Source organism: Mesorhizobium loti, from assembly GCA_014189435.1.
GTDB classification, from domain to species: Bacteria; Pseudomonadota; Alphaproteobacteria; order Rhizobiales; family Rhizobiaceae; genus Mesorhizobium; species Mesorhizobium loti_G.
The window spans coordinates 6,274,062-6,294,426 of record CP050293.1; the positions used below are offsets into that span (position 1 = coordinate 6,274,062).

General features: G+C 63.0%; 23 protein-coding genes. 12 read left to right on the forward strand and 11 right to left on the reverse strand.

Annotated features, from left to right (window positions below; all coding sequences use genetic code 11):
- Window positions 1-8 precede the first annotated feature (8 nt).
- Window positions 9-803, forward strand: coding sequence for an ATP-binding cassette domain-containing protein (locus HB777_30080; protein ID QND67774.1), 795 nt, complete (start codon window positions 9-11; stop codon window positions 801-803).
- 198 nt (window positions 804-1,001) lie between these two features.
- On the opposite strand, the gene HB777_30085 is transcribed toward HB777_30080, so the two are convergent.
- Entirely contained in the window at window positions 1,002-1,193 is a 192-nt protein-coding gene (locus HB777_30085; protein QND67775.1) for a hypothetical protein, read from the reverse strand.
- Between the two features lie 309 nt (window positions 1,194-1,502).
- On the opposite strand from HB777_30085, the gene HB777_30090 reads away from it, so the two are divergent.
- The 4 genes from HB777_30090 (at window position 1,503) to HB777_30105 (ending at window position 4,824) form a co-directional block, all read left to right on the forward strand.
- Entirely contained in the window at window positions 1,503-1,862 is a 360-nt protein-coding gene (locus HB777_30090; protein ID QND67776.1) for a septal ring lytic transglycosylase RlpA family protein, read from the forward strand.
- Window positions 1,863-2,095: 233 nt separating this feature from the next.
- A complete protein-coding gene (locus tag HB777_30095) occupies window positions 2,096-3,373 on the forward strand; it encodes a polyhydroxyalkanoate depolymerase (protein ID QND67777.1) in 1,278 nt (425 codons plus the stop codon).
- Between the two features lie 247 nt (window positions 3,374-3,620).
- Window positions 3,621-4,238: a transglutaminase-like cysteine peptidase gene (locus HB777_30100; GenBank protein ID QND67778.1), complete on the forward strand. Its 618-nt coding sequence runs from the start codon at window positions 3,621-3,623 to the stop codon at window positions 4,236-4,238.
- Window positions 4,239-4,593: 355 nt separating this feature from the next.
- Window positions 4,594-4,824 (forward strand): hypothetical protein, encoded by a 231-nt coding sequence (locus HB777_30105; GenBank protein QND67779.1) that lies wholly within the window; start codon window positions 4,594-4,596, stop codon window positions 4,822-4,824.
- A gap of 76 nt (window positions 4,825-4,900) precedes the next feature.
- Here the strand turns inward: HB777_30105 and HB777_30110 are convergent, their stop codons facing one another.
- From HB777_30110 to HB777_30125, 4 genes are read right to left on the reverse strand one after another with little or no spacing between them, the layout of a single operon-like run.
- Window positions 4,901-5,269 carry a helix-turn-helix transcriptional regulator gene (locus HB777_30110; GenBank protein ID QND67780.1) on the reverse strand — a complete coding sequence of 123 codons (369 nt, stop codon included), beginning with the start codon at window positions 5,267-5,269 and terminating at the stop codon, window positions 4,901-4,903.
- Complete coding sequence (locus HB777_30115; protein ID QND67781.1) at window positions 5,266-5,805, reverse strand: Smr/MutS family protein; 540 nt, start codon at window positions 5,803-5,805, stop codon at window positions 5,266-5,268. The genes HB777_30110 and HB777_30115 overlap by 4 nt, the downstream gene beginning before the upstream one ends.
- Window positions 5,802-6,926: a murein transglycosylase A gene (locus HB777_30120; protein QND67782.1), complete on the reverse strand. Its 1,125-nt coding sequence runs from the start codon at window positions 6,924-6,926 to the stop codon at window positions 5,802-5,804. Before HB777_30120 ends, HB777_30115 begins: the two co-directional genes overlap by 4 nt.
- Before the next feature lie 24 nt (window positions 6,927-6,950).
- Complete coding sequence (locus HB777_30125) at window positions 6,951-7,658, reverse strand: Tim44 domain-containing protein (GenBank protein ID QND67783.1); 708 nt, start codon at window positions 7,656-7,658, stop codon at window positions 6,951-6,953.
- Between the two features lie 196 nt (window positions 7,659-7,854).
- Here HB777_30125 and fxsA point away from each other — a divergent pair, with 196 nt between their 5' ends.
- From fxsA to HB777_30140, 3 genes are all read left to right on the forward strand, one after another.
- Window positions 7,855-8,376 carry a membrane protein FxsA gene (fxsA, locus tag HB777_30130; GenBank protein QND68951.1) on the forward strand — a complete coding sequence of 174 codons (522 nt, stop codon included), beginning with the start codon at window positions 7,855-7,857 and terminating at the stop codon, window positions 8,374-8,376.
- Between the two features lie 129 nt (window positions 8,377-8,505).
- Window positions 8,506-9,009 carry a protein-export chaperone SecB gene (secB, locus tag HB777_30135; GenBank protein QND67784.1) on the forward strand — a complete coding sequence of 168 codons (504 nt, stop codon included), beginning with the start codon at window positions 8,506-8,508 and terminating at the stop codon, window positions 9,007-9,009.
- A 262-nt stretch (window positions 9,010-9,271) separates the two neighbouring features.
- Complete coding sequence (locus tag HB777_30140) at window positions 9,272-9,559, forward strand: GIY-YIG nuclease family protein (protein QND67785.1); 288 nt, start codon at window positions 9,272-9,274, stop codon at window positions 9,557-9,559.
- A gap of 136 nt (window positions 9,560-9,695) precedes the next feature.
- Here the strand turns inward: HB777_30140 and dnaQ are convergent, their stop codons facing one another.
- The 5 genes from dnaQ to HB777_30165 all read right to left on the reverse strand — a co-directional run bounded on the left by dnaQ (window position 9,696) and on the right by HB777_30165 (window position 13,830).
- Entirely contained in the window at window positions 9,696-10,400 is a 705-nt protein-coding gene (dnaQ, locus tag HB777_30145) for a DNA polymerase III subunit epsilon (protein ID QND67786.1), read from the reverse strand.
- A gap of 295 nt (window positions 10,401-10,695) precedes the next feature.
- Entirely contained in the window at window positions 10,696-11,295 is a 600-nt protein-coding gene (locus HB777_30150) for a dephospho-CoA kinase (protein ID QND67787.1), read from the reverse strand.
- Window positions 11,292-12,128 carry a shikimate dehydrogenase gene (locus tag HB777_30155; protein ID QND67788.1) on the reverse strand — a complete coding sequence of 279 codons (837 nt, stop codon included), beginning with the start codon at window positions 12,126-12,128 and terminating at the stop codon, window positions 11,292-11,294. The genes HB777_30150 and HB777_30155 overlap by 4 nt, the downstream gene beginning before the upstream one ends.
- Window positions 12,121-12,720, reverse strand: coding sequence for a Maf-like protein (locus tag HB777_30160; protein ID QND67789.1), 600 nt, complete (start codon window positions 12,718-12,720; stop codon window positions 12,121-12,123). Before HB777_30160 ends, HB777_30155 begins: the two co-directional genes overlap by 8 nt.
- A gap of 288 nt (window positions 12,721-13,008) precedes the next feature.
- On the reverse strand, window positions 13,009-13,830 hold the full coding sequence (locus tag HB777_30165) for a kinase/pyrophosphorylase (GenBank protein QND67790.1): 822 nt from the start codon (window positions 13,828-13,830) through the stop codon (window positions 13,009-13,011).
- Between the two features lie 405 nt (window positions 13,831-14,235).
- On the opposite strand from HB777_30165, the gene HB777_30170 reads away from it, so the two are divergent.
- The 4 genes from HB777_30170 to HB777_30185 all read left to right on the forward strand — a co-directional run bounded on the left by HB777_30170 (window position 14,236) and on the right by HB777_30185 (window position 18,335).
- Window positions 14,236-15,267, forward strand: a complete 1,032-nt coding sequence (locus HB777_30170) for a uroporphyrinogen decarboxylase (protein QND67791.1) — start codon at window positions 14,236-14,238, stop codon at window positions 15,265-15,267.
- Window positions 15,267-15,797 carry a protoporphyrinogen oxidase HemJ gene (hemJ, locus tag HB777_30175; GenBank protein QND67792.1) on the forward strand — a complete coding sequence of 177 codons (531 nt, stop codon included), beginning with the start codon at window positions 15,267-15,269 and terminating at the stop codon, window positions 15,795-15,797. Before HB777_30170 ends, hemJ begins: the two co-directional genes overlap by 1 nt.
- 185 nt (window positions 15,798-15,982) lie before the next feature.
- The gene (gene rho / locus HB777_30180) at window positions 15,983-17,239 is read left to right on the forward strand and encodes a transcription termination factor Rho (GenBank protein QND68952.1); all 1,257 of its coding nucleotides are present in this window, start codon (window positions 15,983-15,985) and stop codon (window positions 17,237-17,239) included.
- 169 nt (window positions 17,240-17,408) lie between these two features.
- The gene (locus HB777_30185; protein ID QND67793.1) at window positions 17,409-18,335 is read left to right on the forward strand and encodes an EamA family transporter; all 927 of its coding nucleotides are present in this window, start codon (window positions 17,409-17,411) and stop codon (window positions 18,333-18,335) included.
- Window position 18,336: 1 nt separating this feature from the next.
- Here HB777_30185 and HB777_30190 read toward each other — a convergent pair whose 3' ends face one another.
- Complete coding sequence (locus HB777_30190) at window positions 18,337-20,355, reverse strand: thioredoxin domain-containing protein (GenBank protein QND67794.1); 2,019 nt, start codon at window positions 20,353-20,355, stop codon at window positions 18,337-18,339.
- Window positions 20,356-20,365 lie beyond the last annotated feature (10 nt).

Below are 20,365 nucleotides of genomic sequence, written 5' to 3' on the forward strand. Positions count from 1 at the left end.
TGTTGCCCATGACAGCCGCCAGCCTGACCGCCGTCCGCTCCTTCGTCGCCACGCCACCGTCACGGCCGGTGGAACCGGCCGCAAGGCAGCGCGCCTTCGCCTTCAAGGATGCGGAGAAACGCTTCGGCGACAAGACCGTGCTCGACGGCATCGATCTCGACGTGCCGGCCGGGCAGTTCGTTGCCGTCATCGGCAAGAGCGGCTGCGGCAAGAGCACGCTTTTGCGATTGCTCGCCGGCCTCGACCGGCCGACATCGGGATCGCTGACCTTCGGCGTGGAAGAGGAAGGACACAGCCGCACCCGCTTCATGTTCCAGGAGCCGCGGCTGCTGTCCTGGGCCAGCGTGGTGAAAAACGTCGAGGTCGGGCTGACCGGCATTGCTTCCGGCGCTGAGGCAAAACAACGCGCGCTCGACATTCTGGGCGAGGTCGGGCTCGCCGATCGTGCCGACGAATGGCCCTCGGTGCTGTCCGGCGGCCAGAAGCAGCGCGTGGCGCTGGCCCGCGCGCTGGTCGGTCACCCGCAGATCCTGGCGCTCGACGAGCCGCTCGGGGCGCTCGACGCCCTGACCCGCATCGAGATGCAGCAATTGCTGGAACGCATCTGGCTGGCGCAGAAGTTCACGGCGGTGTTGGTCACGCATGATGTCGCCGAGGCGGTCGCGCTGGCCGACCGGGTGGTGGTGATCAGCGAAGGCCGGATCGCGCTCGATCTGGACGTGCCGGTGGAACGGCCGCGCCGTCGCGGTTCGGTGGAGCTGGCGAGGCTGGAGGGCAAGATACTGGATCGGCTGTTCGGGTAGGTCTGTCGGGGCAGAGGATTTGACGAGCGGCTTCCCCCACGCCGTCGCTGCTTCGCAGCGCCACCTCTCCCCCTCCGGAGGGAGAGGAAGGGTGCCAACCTTGCTTAAGCTCGCGCCTTTCCTCTCCCCCGTCGATCGGGGAGAGGTGTCGAGCGAAGCTCGACGGAGTGGGGGTCGACCTTTCTTCGAAGCTCACCCCTACCGGTTTGCCCACACCAGCCCAACCAGCCCGACCAGCATGGTAACGATGCCGATATAGAGCCATTGCGACTGGCCAGTCATGAAGCTGCCGCCGATCACGCCGACGCCCTGCAGCGACCACAGCGCGCCGATGGCAAGCACAATCAACGCCAGCAGATTCTTGGCCAGCAGATTTTTGGTCAGTCTCATTGCCGGATCTCGCTTTCGAAGTCGATCGATTGTGGCGCCATGGCCGCGATGAAAGAGCCAAAGGAAGTGGCCCGATTGCGTCCACTTCTACTTGGATATCTATGCTCGATCTTGTCAAACAATTCCCGGATATCAGCACGAAGATCATCATCAATTGATCTCTTCTCGTCGGAAAATCCCTGACAGACTGTTACCCAATGACTCCAAACGTGTGCCACTGCCACGGAACCGCCAGATCATTGCCGCATTTCCTGCCTTATTCGGCACCTAACGGCTGGGGTCTGTCAAAGAACGGAGCCATCCCTCAACATGAAGAACTCAAAACAGACCGCGCTTGTCGCGGTAACGATCGCTGCTGGCCTTATGGTCGGCGCTTCTTCGGCAACCGCCGCCGCCCAGTGCGGCCGTGCCTCCTGGTATGCCCTGCACTCCAAGACCGCATCGGGCGAACGCATGAACCCGTCGGCGATGACCGCCGCCCACCGCACTTTGCCTTTCGGCACCAAGCTCAGGGTCACCAACAAGAACAACGGCCGCAGCGTCATCGTGCGCATCAACGATCGCGGCCCGTTCATTAGGGGTCGCGTGCTCGACCTGTCGAAGGGTGCGGCCGGTCAGCTCGGCTTCATCGGCTCCGGCCACACCGCCGTCTGCATGGCGCGCGTCTGAAGCTTCCTGTGTCCGGCAACATGGGCCGGACACATTACTTACACATTTCGCAGCCGCACACTGAGCCGGCTGGCGCCTTTCAGGGCCGATTCCCAGTGCCTTGAACCAAAGAAGCATTGGTCACGCCGCGTGACGTATTGCATCGCAGCAATTAGTTGTTAACTTCCCCGCGAGACATTTAGGCTCGGCGCTGCTCGTCGTCCCTTCGGTCGCAGGCAGCAGCGGGGTTCTCGATGTTCTACCAGCTCTATGAAATGAACCACGCCGCCTTGCAGCCGGCGCGTCTCTATGCAGACGCGGTGCGCATGCTCTACACCAATCCGCTCAATCCGTTTTCCCACACGCCCTGGGGCCGTTCGGTCGCGGCGACGGCCGAATTGTTCGAGCGCACCACGCGCCGCTACGGCAAGCCGACCTTCGGCCTCGACAAGACTGTGGTTGACTGGAAGAGCGTCGAGGTCACCGAGAAGACCGTCTGGTCGAAGCCGTTCTGCAAAGTCGTCCGCTTCGAACGCGCCATTCCTGCCGGGCGCCGGCCGGATCCCAAGCTTTTGATCGTGGCGCCGATGTCGGGCCACTACGCGACGCTGCTGCGCGGCACGGTGGAAGCCATGCTGCCCCATGCCGACGTGCACATCACCGACTGGGTCGATGCCCGCATGGTGCCGCTGGCCGACGGCAGCTTCGATCTCGACGACTATATCGACTACATCATCGACATGCTGCATGCGCTCGGCCCCGACACGCATGTGATGGCGGTGTGCCAGCCTTCCGTGCCGGTGCTGGCCGCCGTGGCGCTGATGGAAACGAAGGGCGATCCCTTCGTGCCCTCGACGATGACCTTGATGGGCGGGCCGATCGACACCCGCAGCAACCCGACCGCGGTCAATCTGCTGGCGCAGGAAAAGGGCATCGACTGGTTCCGCGACAATGTGGTCATGCATGCGCCGTGGCCGGTGCCGGGCTTCGGCCGCGAGGTCTATCCAGGCTTCCTGCAGCTGTCCGGCTTCATGAGCATGAACCTCGACCGCCACATCATCGCCCACAAGGACTTCTTCATGCACCTGGTGAAGCATGACGGCGACAATGCCGTGAAGCACCGCGATTTCTACGACGAGTATCTGGCTGTCATGGATTTGACGGCAGAGTTCTACCTGCAGACCGTCGACACCGTCTTCGTGCGCCAGGCCTTGCCCAAGGGCGAGATGACGCATCGCGGCACCAGGATCGATCCGTCTGATATCCGCAACGTCGCGCTGTTCACGGTCGAGGGCGAGAACGACGACATATCAGGCCTTGGCCAGACCAAGGCGGCGCATGATCTGTGCCCCAACATCCCTGCCGAGCGGCACGCCCACTACATGCAGCCGGCGGTCGGCCATTACGGCGTGTTCAACGGCTCGCGTTTCCGTTCCGAGATCGTGCCGCGCATCGTCGACTTCATCACCAGCTATGGCCGCCAGGAGCGTGTTGCGGTGAAGCCAAAGCTGGTCCGCACCGCCAAAAGATAGTGTGCACCGCCCAAAAGCATGGCCACGGGCTGACCCGAGGAGCGTAGTCATTGTGCCTGGAACAAAGCTTAACGGCGCCAATCCGGCCAATTGATCGCCAAAACCGGCCGGCTGGTCGATTCTGTTGCACAATAGACGCGGTACTGCCCCGCGGGTAACCATGCCGACAATCCGACCGTCGTCGTAATTGACACGGACTGTAAATCCCCCTTAACCTTTCGTTAATAACAAAGGGCGAGCGGGGACAATGATATCCTCACCAATGGCGCGAAGGCTGCGCGTGTATGTTGCAGCCGGGCTGGCAGTAACGGGAGGCTGGGTGGCACCGGCTTTGGCGGCCGGAGCGATGGCGACCGGGGGCCTCACCTCGCAGCCGATCGGCCACTATGATTTCTGCAAGCTGCATCCGGGCGAATGCTCGATCCGCCCGTCCAATCTCGCGCCGGCGCCGATGACCGACGGGCTGATGCGCAAGCTTCTCAATGTCACCGCCAGGGTCAATGCCGCCGTCAAGCCGATGAGCGACATGGACATCTACGGCAAGGACGAAGTCTGGGCCTATCCCGACAAGGGCGTCGGCGATTGCGAGGACTATGTGCTGGAAAAGCGGCGCCAGCTTTCGCGCATGAGTATCTCGCTTGCCGATCTTCTGATCACCGTGGTGCGCAAGCCCGACGGCGAGGGCCACGCGGTGCTGACGGTGCGCACCGACAAGGGCGACTATGTGCTCGACAATCTGACCGACAAGGTCAAGCCATGGGACGCGACCGGCTACCGCTTCCTCAAGCGGCAGGCGATCGACAACACCGGCCGCTGGGTCTCGATCCGCGGTGGCCAGCAGGTGCTGGTCGGGGCTGTGCAGTAGGAAGCTTCGAAGCACGATCGCGCTGCCGCTTTCGCCAAATAGCCGAGGCCGGCGGCGCCCCTCATTGTCCTGCCGGACATTTCTCCCCGTATAGGGACGGGGAGAAAGACGCTTTCATCGCCGCTTTCGCCAATCATCAACGTCGTAAGCGCCAACGGCGCGGCTATACCCTTCTCCCCGTCACTATACGGGGAGAAGGTGCCGGCAGGCGGATGAGGGGCAGCGCGACGTCTGCCAATATTTCCCACCGCGAACGTAACCACGTCCCCCATGAATTTTCGCGCCTCTCCGTGAACCATTTCCTCCCGGCCGACGACACATGGCCGTAGACGGAAACCAATCATGGAGACTTCAGATGACCGCACTTTTGCGAAATGCCTTCCTCGCCGCTGTCGCGGTATCGGCTTTGGCCGGACCCGCTCTGGCCGATCAGACCATAAGCTGCGCCAACACGCAGACCAACGATGTGTGGGCCGGCCGCTGTTGCGGCGCCGGCGACTCGAGCTGCCTGGGCGGCGGAAACAATGGCCACGACCATGGCGATCATGGCCGGGGCGGAAATGGCGGCACGGCCGGCAAGAATTGATTTCACCACTGCAGCTTGCCGGCGAGCGTCTCAAATCGAGGCGAACGCCGGCAGGCCAGTTTGATGCAGCGCAGGATTATGGCCGTCGGTCCAGTGCCGCGCGGATCGAAGCGGTGATGCGGCGAAGCTCTGCTTCGTCGAGCTTTTCGATATTCTCGGCTAGCAGATTGGCAAGCTCGGTGGCGGCGGGGTTCAGGCCCGACGTGTCGAGTTTCACACGCGGATGCGAGGCTTCGGCCAGCCGCGCGAGCTCCTCGGCGTCGTCCCAGATGATGTTGAAATAGCCGATGATCTTCTGGATCAGCGTCCAGGTCGGCGCGCCACGCCTGCCATGCTCGAGCGCCGACAGATAGGCGGCGCTGACGCCGATCGCCGCCGCCATGTCCTTCTGGCTGACACCGCGTTCGCTTCTGAGCGCCCGCAGCTTCTCGCCGAACGGGGTCATGCACCTGGCCTCACGATGCGCCGGAGCCTGATGTAAAGGGCGCCCGAGCCGCCATGGTTGCGGGCGGCATGGTCGTGGCTGGAGACCAGCGGCCGGAAGGCGGGCGTCGACAGCCAGGCGGGCACGGCGCGCCGCAAGACGCCATCGCCACCCGAGGAAGACCCCTTGCCGGTGATGACCAGGACATAGCGGATGCCGCCGGCATGCGCCCGGTGCAGGAACGAAAACAGCAGCGAATAGGCCTCGTCCTGCGTCATGCCGTGCAGGTCGACGCGACCCTCGATCGGCAGCCGGCCCTTCGACAATTTATCCAGCGTCGGCTCGTCGAGGCGGTGCGTGACATGCTGAGCTTTCGGCTTTGCGACCCCTGCGGCGTTGGCGGCAGTCTGAGCCGGTTGCGGCGGTGTCGGCCTGGCCTCGGCGGCAATTTCAGGGACATCGACGGCGATCCTGCCCTTGAGCGGCCTGGCCGTGCGCGCCACCAGGTTCCACAGAACCCGGTCGTCCTCGCTGAGTTTGTCCGGACGCCGGGTCATCGGACCGCACCCGGAACGAGCGCGCGCGGCACCAGCGCATAAAAATCGGCCGCATTGCGCACCACGCCGGCGATCTCGCCGGCGGCATCGCCCGAACCGGCGAAGAGATCTCCGCGCGCGGGTCCGGTGATGGCCGAGCCGGTGTCCTGCGCGATCATCAGGCGGCGGAACGGCTTTGCGTCGAAGGCGGTGAGTGTCGGCGCGTCGATGTAGAACGGCGTGCCGAAAGTGTGCAGCAGGCGGTCGACGGCAATGGAGCGTCCCGGCGTCAGCGGCACCTTGGCGGCGGCGATCGGGCCAAGGGCTGCGTCCTCGACATGGGCCTTGCGGAAGAAGATGTAGGAGCGGTTCTGCCACAGGATCTCGTCGACGCGATCCGGATGCGCCTTGAACCAGGCTCGGATCGACTGCATCGTCACTTTCTCGAGCGGGATTTCGCCTGACACACTCAGGACCTTGCCGGGCCCGGTAAAGCGCTGGCCGGATTTGGCGGCATAGGTGACGCGGTCAAGCCGGCCGTCGGTCATGGCGAGCCGCGCCGCGCCCTGCACGTGAATGAAGAAGGCATCGACCTTGCCGGCCAGCCAGGCGATTTCCAGGCCCTTGCCGACAAGCGCGCCGCGCTCGATCTCGCCGCGATCGAAATACGCGACCGGCCCGTCCGGCGTCTGCCGCGCGAAGGCAAGGTAGGGATCCATGTCGGGCGGCCGATTGCTGTCGTCGATATCGACGAGATCGGCCGGGCGAGAGAGCAGCGGTACCGAAAAGCGGTCCGTTCGTACCGGCGATGCCTCGACCACCGGCTCGTAGAAACCGGTGACGAGGCCGGCGCCACCAGTCTCTGCGTGGACAAGCACGGGGACAAAATGGCGTTCGAAGAAGGCGCGGGCTTCCTCCCGATCCAGAAGTGGCGACCGATTCGCCGGCGAAACAATGCGGGCCTCGGCGTAGGCGTCGGCAAAGGCGCCGAAGTCGACGCCGAGCGCACCGCTGCGGTAGGCTTTGGTCAGGACATGAAAGGCCGAGCGGCTAAAGGCAGCGAAAGCCGCCAGATGGTCGTCGTCCTCCCAGCCAGGGAGGTCAGCGAAAGATTTTCCGACAAAGAGAGGCGATAGCGACACCGGAGCCTCGCCGCGTATCCGAACTCAGTCTTCTTCCTCGGTGGCGACGAGCTTCCAGTTCGGATCGCGCGAGCGCGTGTCGCGGGCGAAGGTCCAGACATCCTTGACCTCGGCGACGGTTTCCGGATCGCCGTCGATGACGGCGCCGGCCTTGTCGCGGGTCGCCGAAATCAGCTCGCTGATGATGCGCAGCGTGACATGCGCCTCGCCGCCCTTCATCTCGGCCGAGACGATGTCGGCCTTGTCGATGCCGACGAAGGAGGACTGGATCTTTTCCGCCTTGGCCTCGCGCTCGCCGATCGCGGCGACAAAGCCGTCAAAGACTTCGCGCGACAACAGGTTCTTCAGCGTTTTGCGGTCGCCGTCGGCATAGGCCATGACGATCATCTCGTAGGCCATCTTGGCGCCGTCGACAAAACCCTTCGGCTCGAAGGACGGGTCGTTGTCCTTGATCGTGCGCAGGCCCTTGTTGAGGTCGGTGTCGGGCTTGGCAAAAGCGTCGATCGCCGCATAGGTGTCGGCAGCCGCCGGCTCACCGGGCAGACGCTTGCGCGGCAGCGAAACGACATTTTCGGATTTCTGCGCGGCATCCTTGTCGCTGCGGGCCGCCGTATAGGGATCGAAGGGCGGCCGTTCGCTGCCGGTACGACGGCCCAGCACATTGCGCAGCTGGAAAAAGATGACCACCGCCGCAATCAGGAAGAAAATCGTGCCGAAGTCGAAGAATCCCATATCTTCCGCCAATCAATCCCTGCCTTGTGGCCGGACCGTCAGGCCCAATGGCCGCGGTCGCATAGCGTTCAACATTCAAAGCATATAGAACGCAAGGCGCAATCATTCAAATCAAAGGCAGGCATACCTATCTAACAGCCTCAGTGCCAGCGGCGATTGCTCTCCAGGGGCCAAAACAACCGAAACGGCCAAAACGATCGAAAAAGGTTGGCAAGACTTGCGCATTTCGTTCCTTCCGCTTTTTCTCCTGGCACTTCCGCTGCTGGAAATCGCCGGCTTCGTGGTTGTCGGACGCCAGGTTGGCGCCTTGGCGACAGTCGGCCTGGTGCTGGCATCGAGTATCGCCGGCGCGCTGCTGCTCCGGCATCAGGGTTTCAGCGTCATGACGCGGATCCGGACCGAAATGGACGCCGGCCGCGATCCAAGCCGTCAGCTGGCGCATGGCGCCATGATCGTGCTGGCGGCGATCTTGTTGATCATTCCCGGCTTCATCACGGACATTATCGGCCTGCTGCTGTTCCTGCCGCCGGTCCGCGACCTCGCCTGGCGGGCGCTGAAGGGCCGCGTCGTACTGGCCACCAATTTCTCGACCGGCGGCTTCCGCGGCCGGCAGCGCGACAAGACCATCGACCTCGACGATGGCGATTATTCGCGCGAGGACGATTTCAAGCGCGGCCCGGATCACAATCCGCCCTGGCGCCGTCTGAAGGACGACTAGGCCGCCGTCCCCCACATCCCGAGGCCGGGAAGCAAGGCGGCAAACCTTGTCTTGTCATCCCCGCCATGGTAGCGAACGCCCGATTTCAATTCGGTCAGCGACGCTGCCCAGGCAAGAGGACGAAGGCTTATGGCCAGCAAAGATGACGCGCCGGTCGGCGCAGCCAACGGAAACGGCAACACCGCGGCGCAGCCGTCGCTCAACGTGCTGGCGCAGTATGTGAAGGACCTTTCCTTCGAAAGCCCCGGCGCGCCGAATTCGCTGCGCGGCCGCGACAAGGCGCCCGGCATCGCCATCAACGTCAACGTCAACGCCAACCCGCTCTCCGACAAGCAGTTCGACGTCAATTTGACGCTGAACGCCAAGGCATCCTTCGACCAGGAAGTGCTGTTCAATGTCGAGCTGGTCTATGGCGGCGTGTTCGCCATCGCAGGCTTCCCGCAGGAACACATGCTGCCGATCCTGTTCATCGAATGCCCGCGCCTTTTGTTCCCGTTCGCCCGTCAGATCATCGCCGAAGCAACCCGCAATGGCGGCTTCCCGCCGCTGATGCTCGACCCGATCGACTTCGCGCAGATGTTCCAGCAGAAGCTGGCCGAGGACCAGGCGGCGTCGAAGGCCCAGGTAAGCTGAGGCAGGCTGCCACGGATTGTGAAAAGCCCGGCCTCGTGCCGGGTTTTTTGTTTTGGGGGGTGCGCGAGAGACAGCTAAGATGCTGGAGGGACCTCGCGCCTTCGAGGGTAGCGCGGCCCTCCCCGTCTTCGTCATCCTAGGGCGGAGCAAGGAGCGCAGCGACGCAGCGCAGACCCTAGGATCCATGCCGTGACGTTTGCCTTAGAATGCAACGGATCAGAATGGCGCTTGTCCCCGCGCCTGTGCTCGGTACGCTAAAACTATGACCGGCTACGTCTACATGACCGCAAGCCAGAAGCGCGGCACGATCTATATTGGTGTCACCAACGATCTCGGCCGCCGCATGCCGGAGCACAAATCCAGTGAAGGCTCGCGCTTCACCAGCCGTTACGGCGTTCAACGGCTGGTCTGGTACGAAGAATATTTCGATATCACCGATGCCATCCAGCGCGAGAAGTCGCTGAAGCGCTGGCCGCGCCAATGGAAGATCGAATTAATCGAAAAGGCCAATCCGGAATGGTTCGAGCTGTTTCGCGGGACGGGGTGGTAGGCGTTCGGTTTCTTGCACCGCCGGAGCACTGCATCACTGTCACGGCATGGATCCTAGGGTCTGCGCCGCGTCGCTTCGCTCCTTGCTCCGCCCTAGGATGACGAAGACGCGAAGGTTTTCGGCTAACAGTTTGCGATCAGCCAGCCGCAACCTTCAGCCACAACGCCTTTTCGCCAAGCGTGGCGACCATGCCGGCATGCGCGTCGCGTTCGGCTTCGGTCAAGCGGAGCGGCAAGGGTGCCGGCCGCTGGCTGATGACAATCTCGATCTGGCGGACATTCTCGCCGCCTTGCGCCGGCGCGGTGGCGCTGTCGAGGATGAGGGCCGCCTGCTTACCGCCGATCAGCTCGATATAGACCTCGGCCAGCAGCTCGGAATCGAGCAGGGCGCCGTGCTTGGTGCGCCTGGTGTTGTCGATGCCGTAGCGCCGGCAGAGTGCGTCGAGCGAATTGGGACCCATCGGGTGCTTGCGGCGCGCTAGTGCCAGCGTGTCGACGACGAGGCCGTTGTCGATGACGGGGTGGCCGAGCCGACCGAATTCGACGTTGAGGAAGCCGACGTCGAACGTCGCGTTGTGAGCGACCAGCTTGGCGCCGTCGGTGAAGTCCAGCCACTCCTGCGCGATCTCGGCAAAGGTCGGCTTGCCCGCGAGGTCCGCCGCGCTGATGCCGTGCACGGCCTGCGCCTCGGCGTGGATCGCGCGGCCTTGCGGGTTGATGTAGTGGTGGAAGGTCTTTCCGGTCGGGAAGCGGTTGACCAGCTCGACGCCGCCCAGCTCGATCACGCGGTCGTCGCGCGAATCGAGGCCCGTGGTTTCGGTATCGAAGATGATCTCTCGCATCGAATCAGGTGCTCCAAAGGAGCAGAATCGTGAGGGCGGAACAAAATGGCAATGGGAAACGGCGTTGCCTAGGACAATCGCCACAGGTTTGCGCTGCCCCTCATCGCCCTGCCGGGCACTTCTCCCCGTATAGTGACGGGGAGAAGGGGCCGGCCGCTACCTCGGCACTCTCTCTGCAACGCTGGAGATTAGCGGAATCCGTTGCGAAGTCGTCCTTCTCCCCGTCACTATACGGGGAGAAGATGCCGGCAGGCAGATGAGGGGCGGCGCCGACATCGACAACCATCAGCAAGTGTCAGCGGCTCGGCTTCCCGACCCCGATCAGCTGCCTGATGATCGCATTCACCTGAGCACGCGCGGCATCCAGCCCCTTTCCGGTGTCGACGATGAAATCGGCCTGACGGCGCTTTTCCGCGTCCGGCACCTGCTTGGCCAGGATCGAATCCAGCTTCGCTACCGTCATGCCCGGCCGCGCCAGCACGCGTTCGCGCTGGATTTCAGCCGGGGCGGTGACGACGACGACCTTGTCGACGCGGTTGCGGCCGCCGGTTTCGAACAGCAAGGGAATGTCGAGAACAGCGATCGATTCGCCTGCGGTACGATGCTTGTCAAGAAAGGCGTCGGCACCGGCGCGCACCAGCGGATGGATGATCGCCTCGAGCCGCTTCAGCGCGGCGGCGTCGCCGAGCACGCGCGCGCCAAGTTTTGTCCGGTCGACCACGCCGGCAAATGTGGTGCCGGGAAAGGCCGCTTCCACCAGGGGCGCTGCCTTGCCGGCATAGAGGCGATGCACCGCTTCGTCGGAATCGTGAACCGGCACGCCAGCCTCGGCAAACATCCTGGCCGTGGTCGACTTGCCCATGCCGATCGAGCCGGTGAGGCCAAGCACGATCATGGCTTCGGCACCAGATCGGCAACGATGAGTGTGCGGAGTTCCGCCGTGACTTGTGGTCTGACACCGAACCAACGTTCGAAGCCGGGCACGGCCTGATGCAGCAGCATGCCGAGGCCGTCGACCGTCTTCAGCTTTCGCGCGCGGGCTGCCGCTAGCAGCGGCGTCTCAAGCGGCACATAGACGATGTCGGTGACGATCGCGTGGTCCGGCAGCCGGGCCGGATCGGCTGACAGGCCTTCATTGCCATGCATGCCGAGTGCCGTGGTGTTGACCAGCAGGCCGGCATCGCCAAGCAATTCGTCTGATGCCGCCATGCCATGCGCCGAAACGCCGGCGCCGAAACGATCGCGCAATTCTATAGCCCGGGCGAGCGTGCGGTTGACGATGCGGATGTCGGCAACGCCGCGCTGCTTCAGCGCATGGATGACCGCGCGCGACGCGCCGCCGGCGCCAAGCACCACCGCCGGGCCCTTGCTCGCCCAGCCCGGCGCATGATCGTCGAGATTGGCGGCGAAGCCGTGCGCGTCGGTGTTGCCGCCCCACAGGATGCCGGCCTCGAACCACAGCGTGTTGACGGCGCCGATCTCTTCAGCCGCCGGGTCGCGGCGTTTGGCCAGCGCGAAAGCCGCCTCCTTGTGCGGAATGGTGACGTTGCCGCCGCTGTAGCCGTTGGCCCGCAGCGTCTTCACGAACGCGGCAAAATCTTCAGGCGCGACATCGATGGCTTCGTAGCTGCCGTCGATGCCATGTTCGGCCAGCCAGTGGCCATGGATTTTCGGCGAGCGTGAATGCATGACCGGATGGCCGGTGACGAAGGCCTTTTTCTTAGCCATCGATCGCCCCCAGCGTGCGCAGTTCGGCCAGCAGCGGCAACAGCGGCAGGCCGACAATGGTGAAATGATCGCCTTCGATCTTTTCGAAGAGCTGGATGCCTTCATCTTCGATCTGGTAGGCGCCGACGCTGGACAGCGCCTTGGCGCCGACGCGGGCGAGATGACGGCCGATGAAGGCGGGGTCGAGCTTGCGCATGGTCATCGAGGCGATGCCGACATGCCGCCACAAGACCTTGCCGTCACGAACCAGCACCGCGGCGCTGTTGAGCTGATGGGTCTTGCCCGACAGTGCCAGGAGATGACGGCGCGCACCTTCCCTATCGGCCGGCTTGTGGAACACCTCGTCGCCGAGCGACAGCGTCTGGTCGCAGCCGAGCACCAGGGCGCCCAGCCTGCGCTCGCTGACTTCGGTGGCCTTGGCCTCGGCCAGCACCAGGGCAACATCCTCGGGCGAGACACCGCTGTCCTGCAAAGGCGCTTCGAGCGCGCGCTCGTCGACGTCGGCGGGAACGGCTTCAACGTCGACGCCAGCATTGACGAGCATCGCTTTGCGGAACGGGCTGCCGGAGGCAAGGATGAGTTTTTCGGTCATTTTTGCACTCGGGCGCAGACACAGGCGCGGTTGGAGTATGATCAGCTCTAGTCCTGTAAAGTTGGCGCTGCCCCTCATTGTCCTGCCGGACATTTCTCCCCGTATAGAGACGGGGAGAAAGGGGCAGCTTCAGCGCTGGCGCTGTTTCCGGCCACGCCGGCGATTGGCGAAACCATCGGCGACAGCGCCCCTCTCCCCGTCACTATACGGGGAGAGGATGCCGGCAGGCAGGTGAGGGGCGGCGCCGAGTTCCGCTAGGAAGGCTCGGAAAACGCACTCCTCGCTCATTTATCTATTCTTCCCCCGTAGGGCAACGATCGCCGCCGCCGTTTCCTCGATCGAGCGGCGGCTGACGTCGATCATCGGCCAGCCATGGCGCGTGCAGATATTGCGGGCGTAGGCGAGCTCTTCGCTGATCGCCGCGCGGTCGACATAGTCCGATGCCTCATACGAGCTGCTGTTGCCGAGGATGCGGTTTTGCCGGACATGCGAGATGCGCTCGGCGGTGGCGATCAGCCCAACGATGAGCGGTGTCTTGGCGTTGACCAGGCTTTCCGGCACCGGCACGCCGAGCACGATCGGGATGTTGGCGGTCTTGATGCCGCGGTTGGCGAGATAGATGCTGGTCGGCGTCTTCGACGTGCGCGAGATGCCGATCAAAACGACATCGGCATCGTCCATGTTGAGCGGCAGCTGGCCGTCATCATGGTCCATGGTGAAATTGAGCGCGTCGATGCGGCGGAAATATTCGGCGTCGAGAACATGCTGGGCGCCGACGCGGCGGCCGGCCGGCGTGCCGAGATAGGACTGGAACACGGTCAGCACCGGCTCCAGCACCGATACACAGGGCAGGCCCATGGTCGCGCAGCGCTCGTCGATGCCGCGCGCCAGTTTCTGGTCGACGACCGTATAAAGGATGATGCCGGGCTCCTCCTCGATGTCCTCGAACACTTTCGCCACCTGCTTTTCGGTGCGGATGAGCGGATAGATGTGCTCGATGGCGCGCGCATCCTTGTACTGCGCCGAAGCCGCCCGGCCGGCGGCGAGCAGCGTTTCGCCGGTCGCGTCGGAAATCAGGTGCAGATGGAAGAAGCTCTGGGGTTTGTTCACAGGGGGTCACCTGGGGCTGTGGGCTTCTGTGGATAAAGCGGGATGAAAAGACGGGTCGGTCGGAGGCGACTGTATCAGATGCCAGTTTGTCCACAATTCGATGCGCTGTCAGCTTCGTCGGGCGGCTGGGGACAAGTCTGGGGACCGGGTTTTTTGCCCTGCTTCTGTCCACAGGGCTGGTTTTTCCCGGGGCATCCTAAGGCTTTGACTCCAGTAGCGGATTCCAGACTATCCCCAGAGCCCTACATCCGGGAGAAAGAAGCGCGCGACAATATGCTTGCTGGTGTTTTTCGGGGCAAAGCGGGACAGGTGACAACCACCACAACCAACAGACTCTTAGAATCAGAAGAATCTTAGATATAAGAATCTTTAAGATTATAGAGGGCTGGGAGAGGCGAGCGTTCGATGCCCAAAAGCCGGATCATGCTGGACGTCCTCAAGGGCGAAGCTCATTTTCCGCCTCCGCTCTGGATGATGCGTCAGGCTGGGCGCTATCTGCCGGAGTATCGTGAGACACGCAGACAAGCCGGGTCGTTCCTCGATCTCTGCTATGATCCCGACCTTGCCGTCGAAGTGACCTTGCAGCCGATCGAGCGTTTTGGCTTCGATGCCTCGATCCTGTTTTCCGACATCCTTGTCGTTCCGCATGCGCTTGGCCGCGACGTCCGCTTCGAAGAGGGACGAGGGCCACTGCTGACGCCGATTACGGTGCCGGAGATCTTGGCTCTGGAAGGCAAGGTGTTTCACGTGAATCTCGAACCGGTCTACGAGACGGTTCGCCGGTTGCGGGCCAAACTGCCCGACGAGACGACGCTGATCGGCTTCTGCGGCGCGCCATGGACTGTGGCGACCTATATGATCGCCGGCCATGGCACGCCCGACCAGGCGCCCGCGCGGCTGTTTGCCTATCGCGAGCCGGCGGCGTTCCAGCACCTGCTGAAAGTGCTTGCCGATCATTCGGCCGCCTATCTCATCCGTCAGGTCGAGGCGGGTGCCGATGTGGTGCAGATTTTCGATTCCTGGTCCGGCGTGCTCGATGACGCTTCCTTCGACCTGTTCTGCGTCCAGCCGGTGGCGGAGATCGTGCGTCAGGTTAGAGCCGTCCATCCCGATGTTCCGATCATCGGTTTCCCCAAGGGCGCCGGCGCGCGCTACCAGACCTATCGCCAGAAGACCGGTGTGACGGGTCTGGGGATCGACTGGACGGTGCCCCTGGAGGCGGCGAAGGATTTGCAGCGCTCCGGTGCGGTTCAGGGCAACCTCGATCCCTTGCGCCTCGTGGCGGGCGGCAAAGCGCTGTCCGATGGCATCGAGGCGATCCTGAAAGCGCTGGGAGACGGACCGCTGATTTTCAATCTCGGCCACGGCATCACGCCGGAGACGCCGATCGCCCATGTCGAGGCGATGGTGAAGCAGGTACGGAGCGCGACACGCTGATGGCCGAAAACACGAACAGCACCGGGCAAGCGATGATGCGTATGATGTCAGGCATAGGCATCCTGATTGTGCTGACGGCACTTCTGTTTTTCTTCGCGCCCGCCAGCTTCTATTCCTGGGCCAAGGCGATCCATATCCTTGCCGTGATCTCATGGATGGCCGGCATGCTCTATCTGCCGCGGCTGCTGGTCTACCACGCCGATGCCGAGAAGGGCTCTGTGCAGTCGGAGACCTTCAAGGTGATGGAGCGGCGCCTGCTGCGCGGCATCATCAATCCGGCGATGATCGTCACCTGGGTGTTCGGGCTTTGGCTCGCCTGGAAAGGCTTTGGTTTCCAGGGCGGCTGGCTGCACGCCAAGATCGGTGCGGTGCTTCTTTTGTCCGCCGTTCACGGCTATCTGGCCGGCGCGGTGCGCAAATTCGCCGAGGATCGCAATGAAGAGCCCGCGAGGCACTGGCGGATGATCAACGAGATCCCCACATTGCTGATGATCGCAATCGTGATCCTGGTTGTCGTCAAGCCGTTCTAGGCCTTTATCGGTCCCGCAAAACGCAGCTTGCTCTTTCACCCGACCGACGATAAAAGACGGGTCTTCCTTCCCGTCATGCGCCGCCCCTCATTGCTTTCGGCCGCGCCCGGCATTTGTCGCATCCCGCCGATATTTTCCCAAAGCTTACCCAGACTCCATCTATTCAAGGTCCGTCTATGCAAGAAATGAAACTCGCCGAGTTCAAGAACAAGAAACCACCAGAGCTGATCGCTTATGCCGAATCGCTCGAGGTCGAAAACGCCAGTGTCATGCGCAAGCAGGAGCTGATGTTCGCGATCCTGAAGAAACTGGCCGCCCAGGACGTCGAGATCATCGGCGACGGCGTGGTCGAGGTGCTGCAGGACGGTTTTGGTTTCCTGCGCTCGGCCAACGCCAACTATCTGCCAGGTCCCGACGACATCTATATTTCGCCGTCGCAGATCCGGCGCTTTTCGCTGAAGACCGGCGATACGGTCGAAGGGCCGATCCGCAGCCCGAAAGAGGGCGAGCGCTATTTCGCGCTGCTCAAGGTCAACACGATCAATTTCGACGATCCCGAAAAGATCCGCCACAAGATCCACTTCGACAATCTGACGCCGCTCTATCCGACGTCGCGGCTGAAGATGGAGATGGAGGTTCCGACCTCCAAGGACATCTCGGCCCGAGTCATCGACCTGGTGGCGCCGCTCGGCAAGGGCCAGCGCGCGCTGATCGTCGCGCAGCCGCGCACCGGCAAGACGGTGCTGTTGCAGAACATCGCCCATTCGATCACCACCAACCATCCCGAATGCTATCTGATCGTGCTTCTGATCGACGAGCGGCCGGAAGAAGTGACCGACATGCAGCGCTCGGTGAAGGGCGAGGTCGTCTCCTCGACCTTCGACGAACCGGCTGTGCGCCACGTGCAGGTTGCTGAAATGGTCATCGAGAAGGCCAAGCGCCTGGTCGAACATGGCCGTGACGTCGTCATCCTGCTCGATTCGATCACCCGTCTCGGCCGCGCCTACAACACCGTGGTGCCGTCATCCGGCAAGGTGCTGACCGGCGGTGTCGACGCCAACGCGCTGCAACGGCCGAAGCGCTTCTTCGGTGCCGCCCGTAACATCGAGGAAGGCGGTTCGCTGACCATCATCGCCACCGCGCTGATCGATACCGGCAGCCGCATGGACGAAGTCATCTTCGAAGAGTTCAAGGGCACCGGCAATTCGGAAATCGTGCTCGACCGCAAGGTCGCCGACAAGCGCATCTATCCGGCCATGGACATCCTCAAGTCCGGCACCCGCAAGGAAGACCTGCTGGTCGCCAAGCAGGACCTGCAGAAGATCTTCGTGCTGCGCCGCATCCTGGCGCCGATGGGAACCACCGACGCAATCGAGTTCCTCATCGACAAGCTGAAGCAGACCAAGACCAATGCGGATTTCTTCGATTCGATGAACACGTAAGGTCTGGCCAAATCTCCGGCCGATGCATTGAAACCCCATTCCGGGAAACCGGGATGGGGTTTTTCATTACCCGGCGGCAAGTCGCTTTCCCGATATCGAGCGGCTGTATGCGGCGGCAGATGATTTCGCCTTCATGCAAAGCTCGCGTCTTGGAATCGGAAGCAGCGACGTGAAGAAGACCATCCCGACCCTGATCGGCTTTTCGGCCATCCTGACCTGGTCGTTCCTGGCGTTGCTTTCGACCGCCGCGGGGGCGATCCCGCCGTTTCAGCTGGCGGCCATGACCTTCCTGCTCGGAGCGCTCGTCGGCGCCAGCAGCTGGATTGTCCGCCCGGCCGCGATCCGGTCGCTGCGGCAGCCTTGGCCGGTCTGGGCGATCGGCACGGCGGGATTGTGCATCTACCATTGCGCTTACTTCTTCGCGATCCAGTCGGCGCCGCCGGTCGAGGTCAGCCTGATCGCCTATCTCTGGCCGCTGCTGATCGTCGTCTTCGCCGCTTTCCTGCCCGGTGAGCGGTTGAAGGTTCATCACGTCGTAGGCGTCGTTCTCGGGCTTGCCGGCGCGATCGTCGTGATCACCAAGGGCGGCACTATCGGGCTGGCCAATGGGGTGATGAAGGGCCATGTCATCGCTCTGTTCTGCGCCTTCATCTGGGCCGGCTATTCGGTCCTGTCACGACGCTTCGGCCAGGTGCCGACCGATGTCGTGGCCGGCTATTGCTTCATCACGGCGGCGGTCGCCTTCGCGCTGCACCTGACGCTCGAGACCACGGTCTGGCCGCAGACGCCAACGCAGTGGAGCGCCATCGTCATTCTGGGCACGATTCCTCTGGGAGCCGGCTTCTACGCCTGGGATTTTGGCTGCAAGCACGGTGACATCATGATCCTCGGCGCCCTGTCCTACGCCGCCCCGCTGTTTTCGGTGATCGTGCTTCTGCTGGCAGGGTTTGGCGTGTTCCACTGGTCGGTGGCGCTTGCTTGCGTGCTGATCACGATCGGCGCGGTGATCGCGGCGAAGGATCTGCTGTTCAAGTCCCAGCAGGCCATGTCTTCGACCGAGACGTTTCCCGCGCCGGCGCAAGGCGACGCATCCTGACCTATTGACGGCGCAGAAGCCGATCAAGTTCCTTCGTATCCGTCACCACAGGCAGGCAGACTTGGCCGGTGCAGAGCCAGGCACCGGGCCGGTTGTTCGGCGGCAGGATTCCACCAGGCAGCAAGGGTCGATTCGCACCCGTACCGATCGGCACGATGATATCGACACGGCGAGGATCCGGGCTTCGATTCGCAACCGGAACGAGCTTTGGATCCTCCTGTGCATCGACGATGACCAGCTTGAGCGGCTCGATCGCCAGTGCGCAGGCGTTGACGATGCCGGCCTGGCCATAGGCCTGGTGCGCCGCACGGCCGGCGGCATGTTCGGCGACTTGCCAGGCCCTTTCCTGCAATTCGGGGTCGCCGGTGACGGAGGCGAGCCGGACCAATGCCTCGATGATCTGGCCGGTGGCGGACGGAATGGCTTCGTCGACATCGCCCCTGATGCGGATCGGCACGTCGGCGCTGTCCGAAGCGGTCAAATAATAACCGGTCTTCTCGGCGTCGGCGTGCCACTGGTCGAGCTGCCCGATGAACTCGCCGGCCTGGTCGACATAGCCCCAATCCCCAGTGGCCTCGAACAGCGAGATCGCTGCGTTGGCCATGGCGGCGTAGTCGCTGGACAAAGCAGGAAACAATCTTTTGGCGCCGAGCATCGAATGCGGCAAGCGGCCGTCGCGGCTGGCAGAGCGGATATGGGCAAATGCATTTGCAGCGGCTTCGATCCAGTCAGGCCGCGCCAGCGACTGGCCGGCCTCGGCAAGCGCTGCAATCATCTGGCCGTTCCAGTCGGTGAGGGCCTTGCCATCGCGCCCGGGCCTCACACGATGCTCTCTGGCCGCCAGAAGTTTCGATTTCAGCGGGACGATGTGATCGCGATCGATAACACTTTGCGATTGCTGGGATCTTGTTTGATGGACAACCGGCTTGCCTTCCCAGCCATGTGGGCTGGAGAGCGTGAAGCGCTTGAAAAACAAAGATGAATCGTCGCCTAGAGCAGCTTCGATCTCATCGCGGGTCCAAGTGTAGAACAGCCCTTCCTCGCCATCGCTGTCGGCGTCGAGACTGGCGGCAAAGGCACCGCCGTCGACGCGCATTTCGCGCAGCAGCCAGGCGACCGTCTCTTCGATTCGCACCCGGAACAGTTCATTGCCACTTGCCGCATAGGCCCAGTTGCAGAAGCGGATGAGTTGGGCATTGTCGTAGAGCATTTTTTCGAAATGCGGCACCAGCCATTCGGCATCGGTCGAGTAGCGGCTGAGCCCGCCGCCGATATGATCGTAGATGCCGCCGCTCATCATCTGTTCGAGGCTGATGAGGACGTCGTCGCGATGGCTGGCGTTGCCGTCGCGCAGCCAGGACAGCCAGAGTGTTAGCACGAACGGCGCATTGGGGAATTTCGGCGCGCCGCGCAGGCCGCCGAGATCGCGGTCGACCATGCCGTCTATGCCTTTGGCAAGCTCCGTCAGCGTGTCGCGATCGAGCCCTGCTTTCGCATGCGAACCAGCGAGGCGCGCCTCGACATGGGTCGTCAGGCCGTCGGCGCTCTGGTTGAGGCTCGCGCGCTTCTCGCGCCATGCCTTGTCGACCGCCTCCATCACCTGGATGAAACCGGGGCGGCCATAGCGCGGCTCGCGCGGAAAATAGGTGCCGCCCCAGAACGGCTTGCCGTCCGGCGTCAGGAACATGGTCAGCGGCCAGCCGCCCTGCTCGCCCATCGCCGAGAGCGCCGCCATATAGATCTGGTCGATGTCGGGGCGTTCCTCGCGGTCGACCTTGATATTGACGAACAGACGGTTCATGACGGCGGCGACAGCGTCGTTTTCGAAGCTTTCATGCGCCATGACATGGCACCAATGGCAGGCGGCATAGCCGACCGAAAGCAGGATCGGCCTGTCCAGCGTCTTTGCCTCCTCAAGCGAAGCCGGCGACCAGCCCCGCCAATGGACGGGATTGCCGCTGTGCTGCTGCAGATAGGGGCTGGCCTCCTGGGCAAGCAGGTTTTGCGCGGGCAATGTCACAACGGGCAAC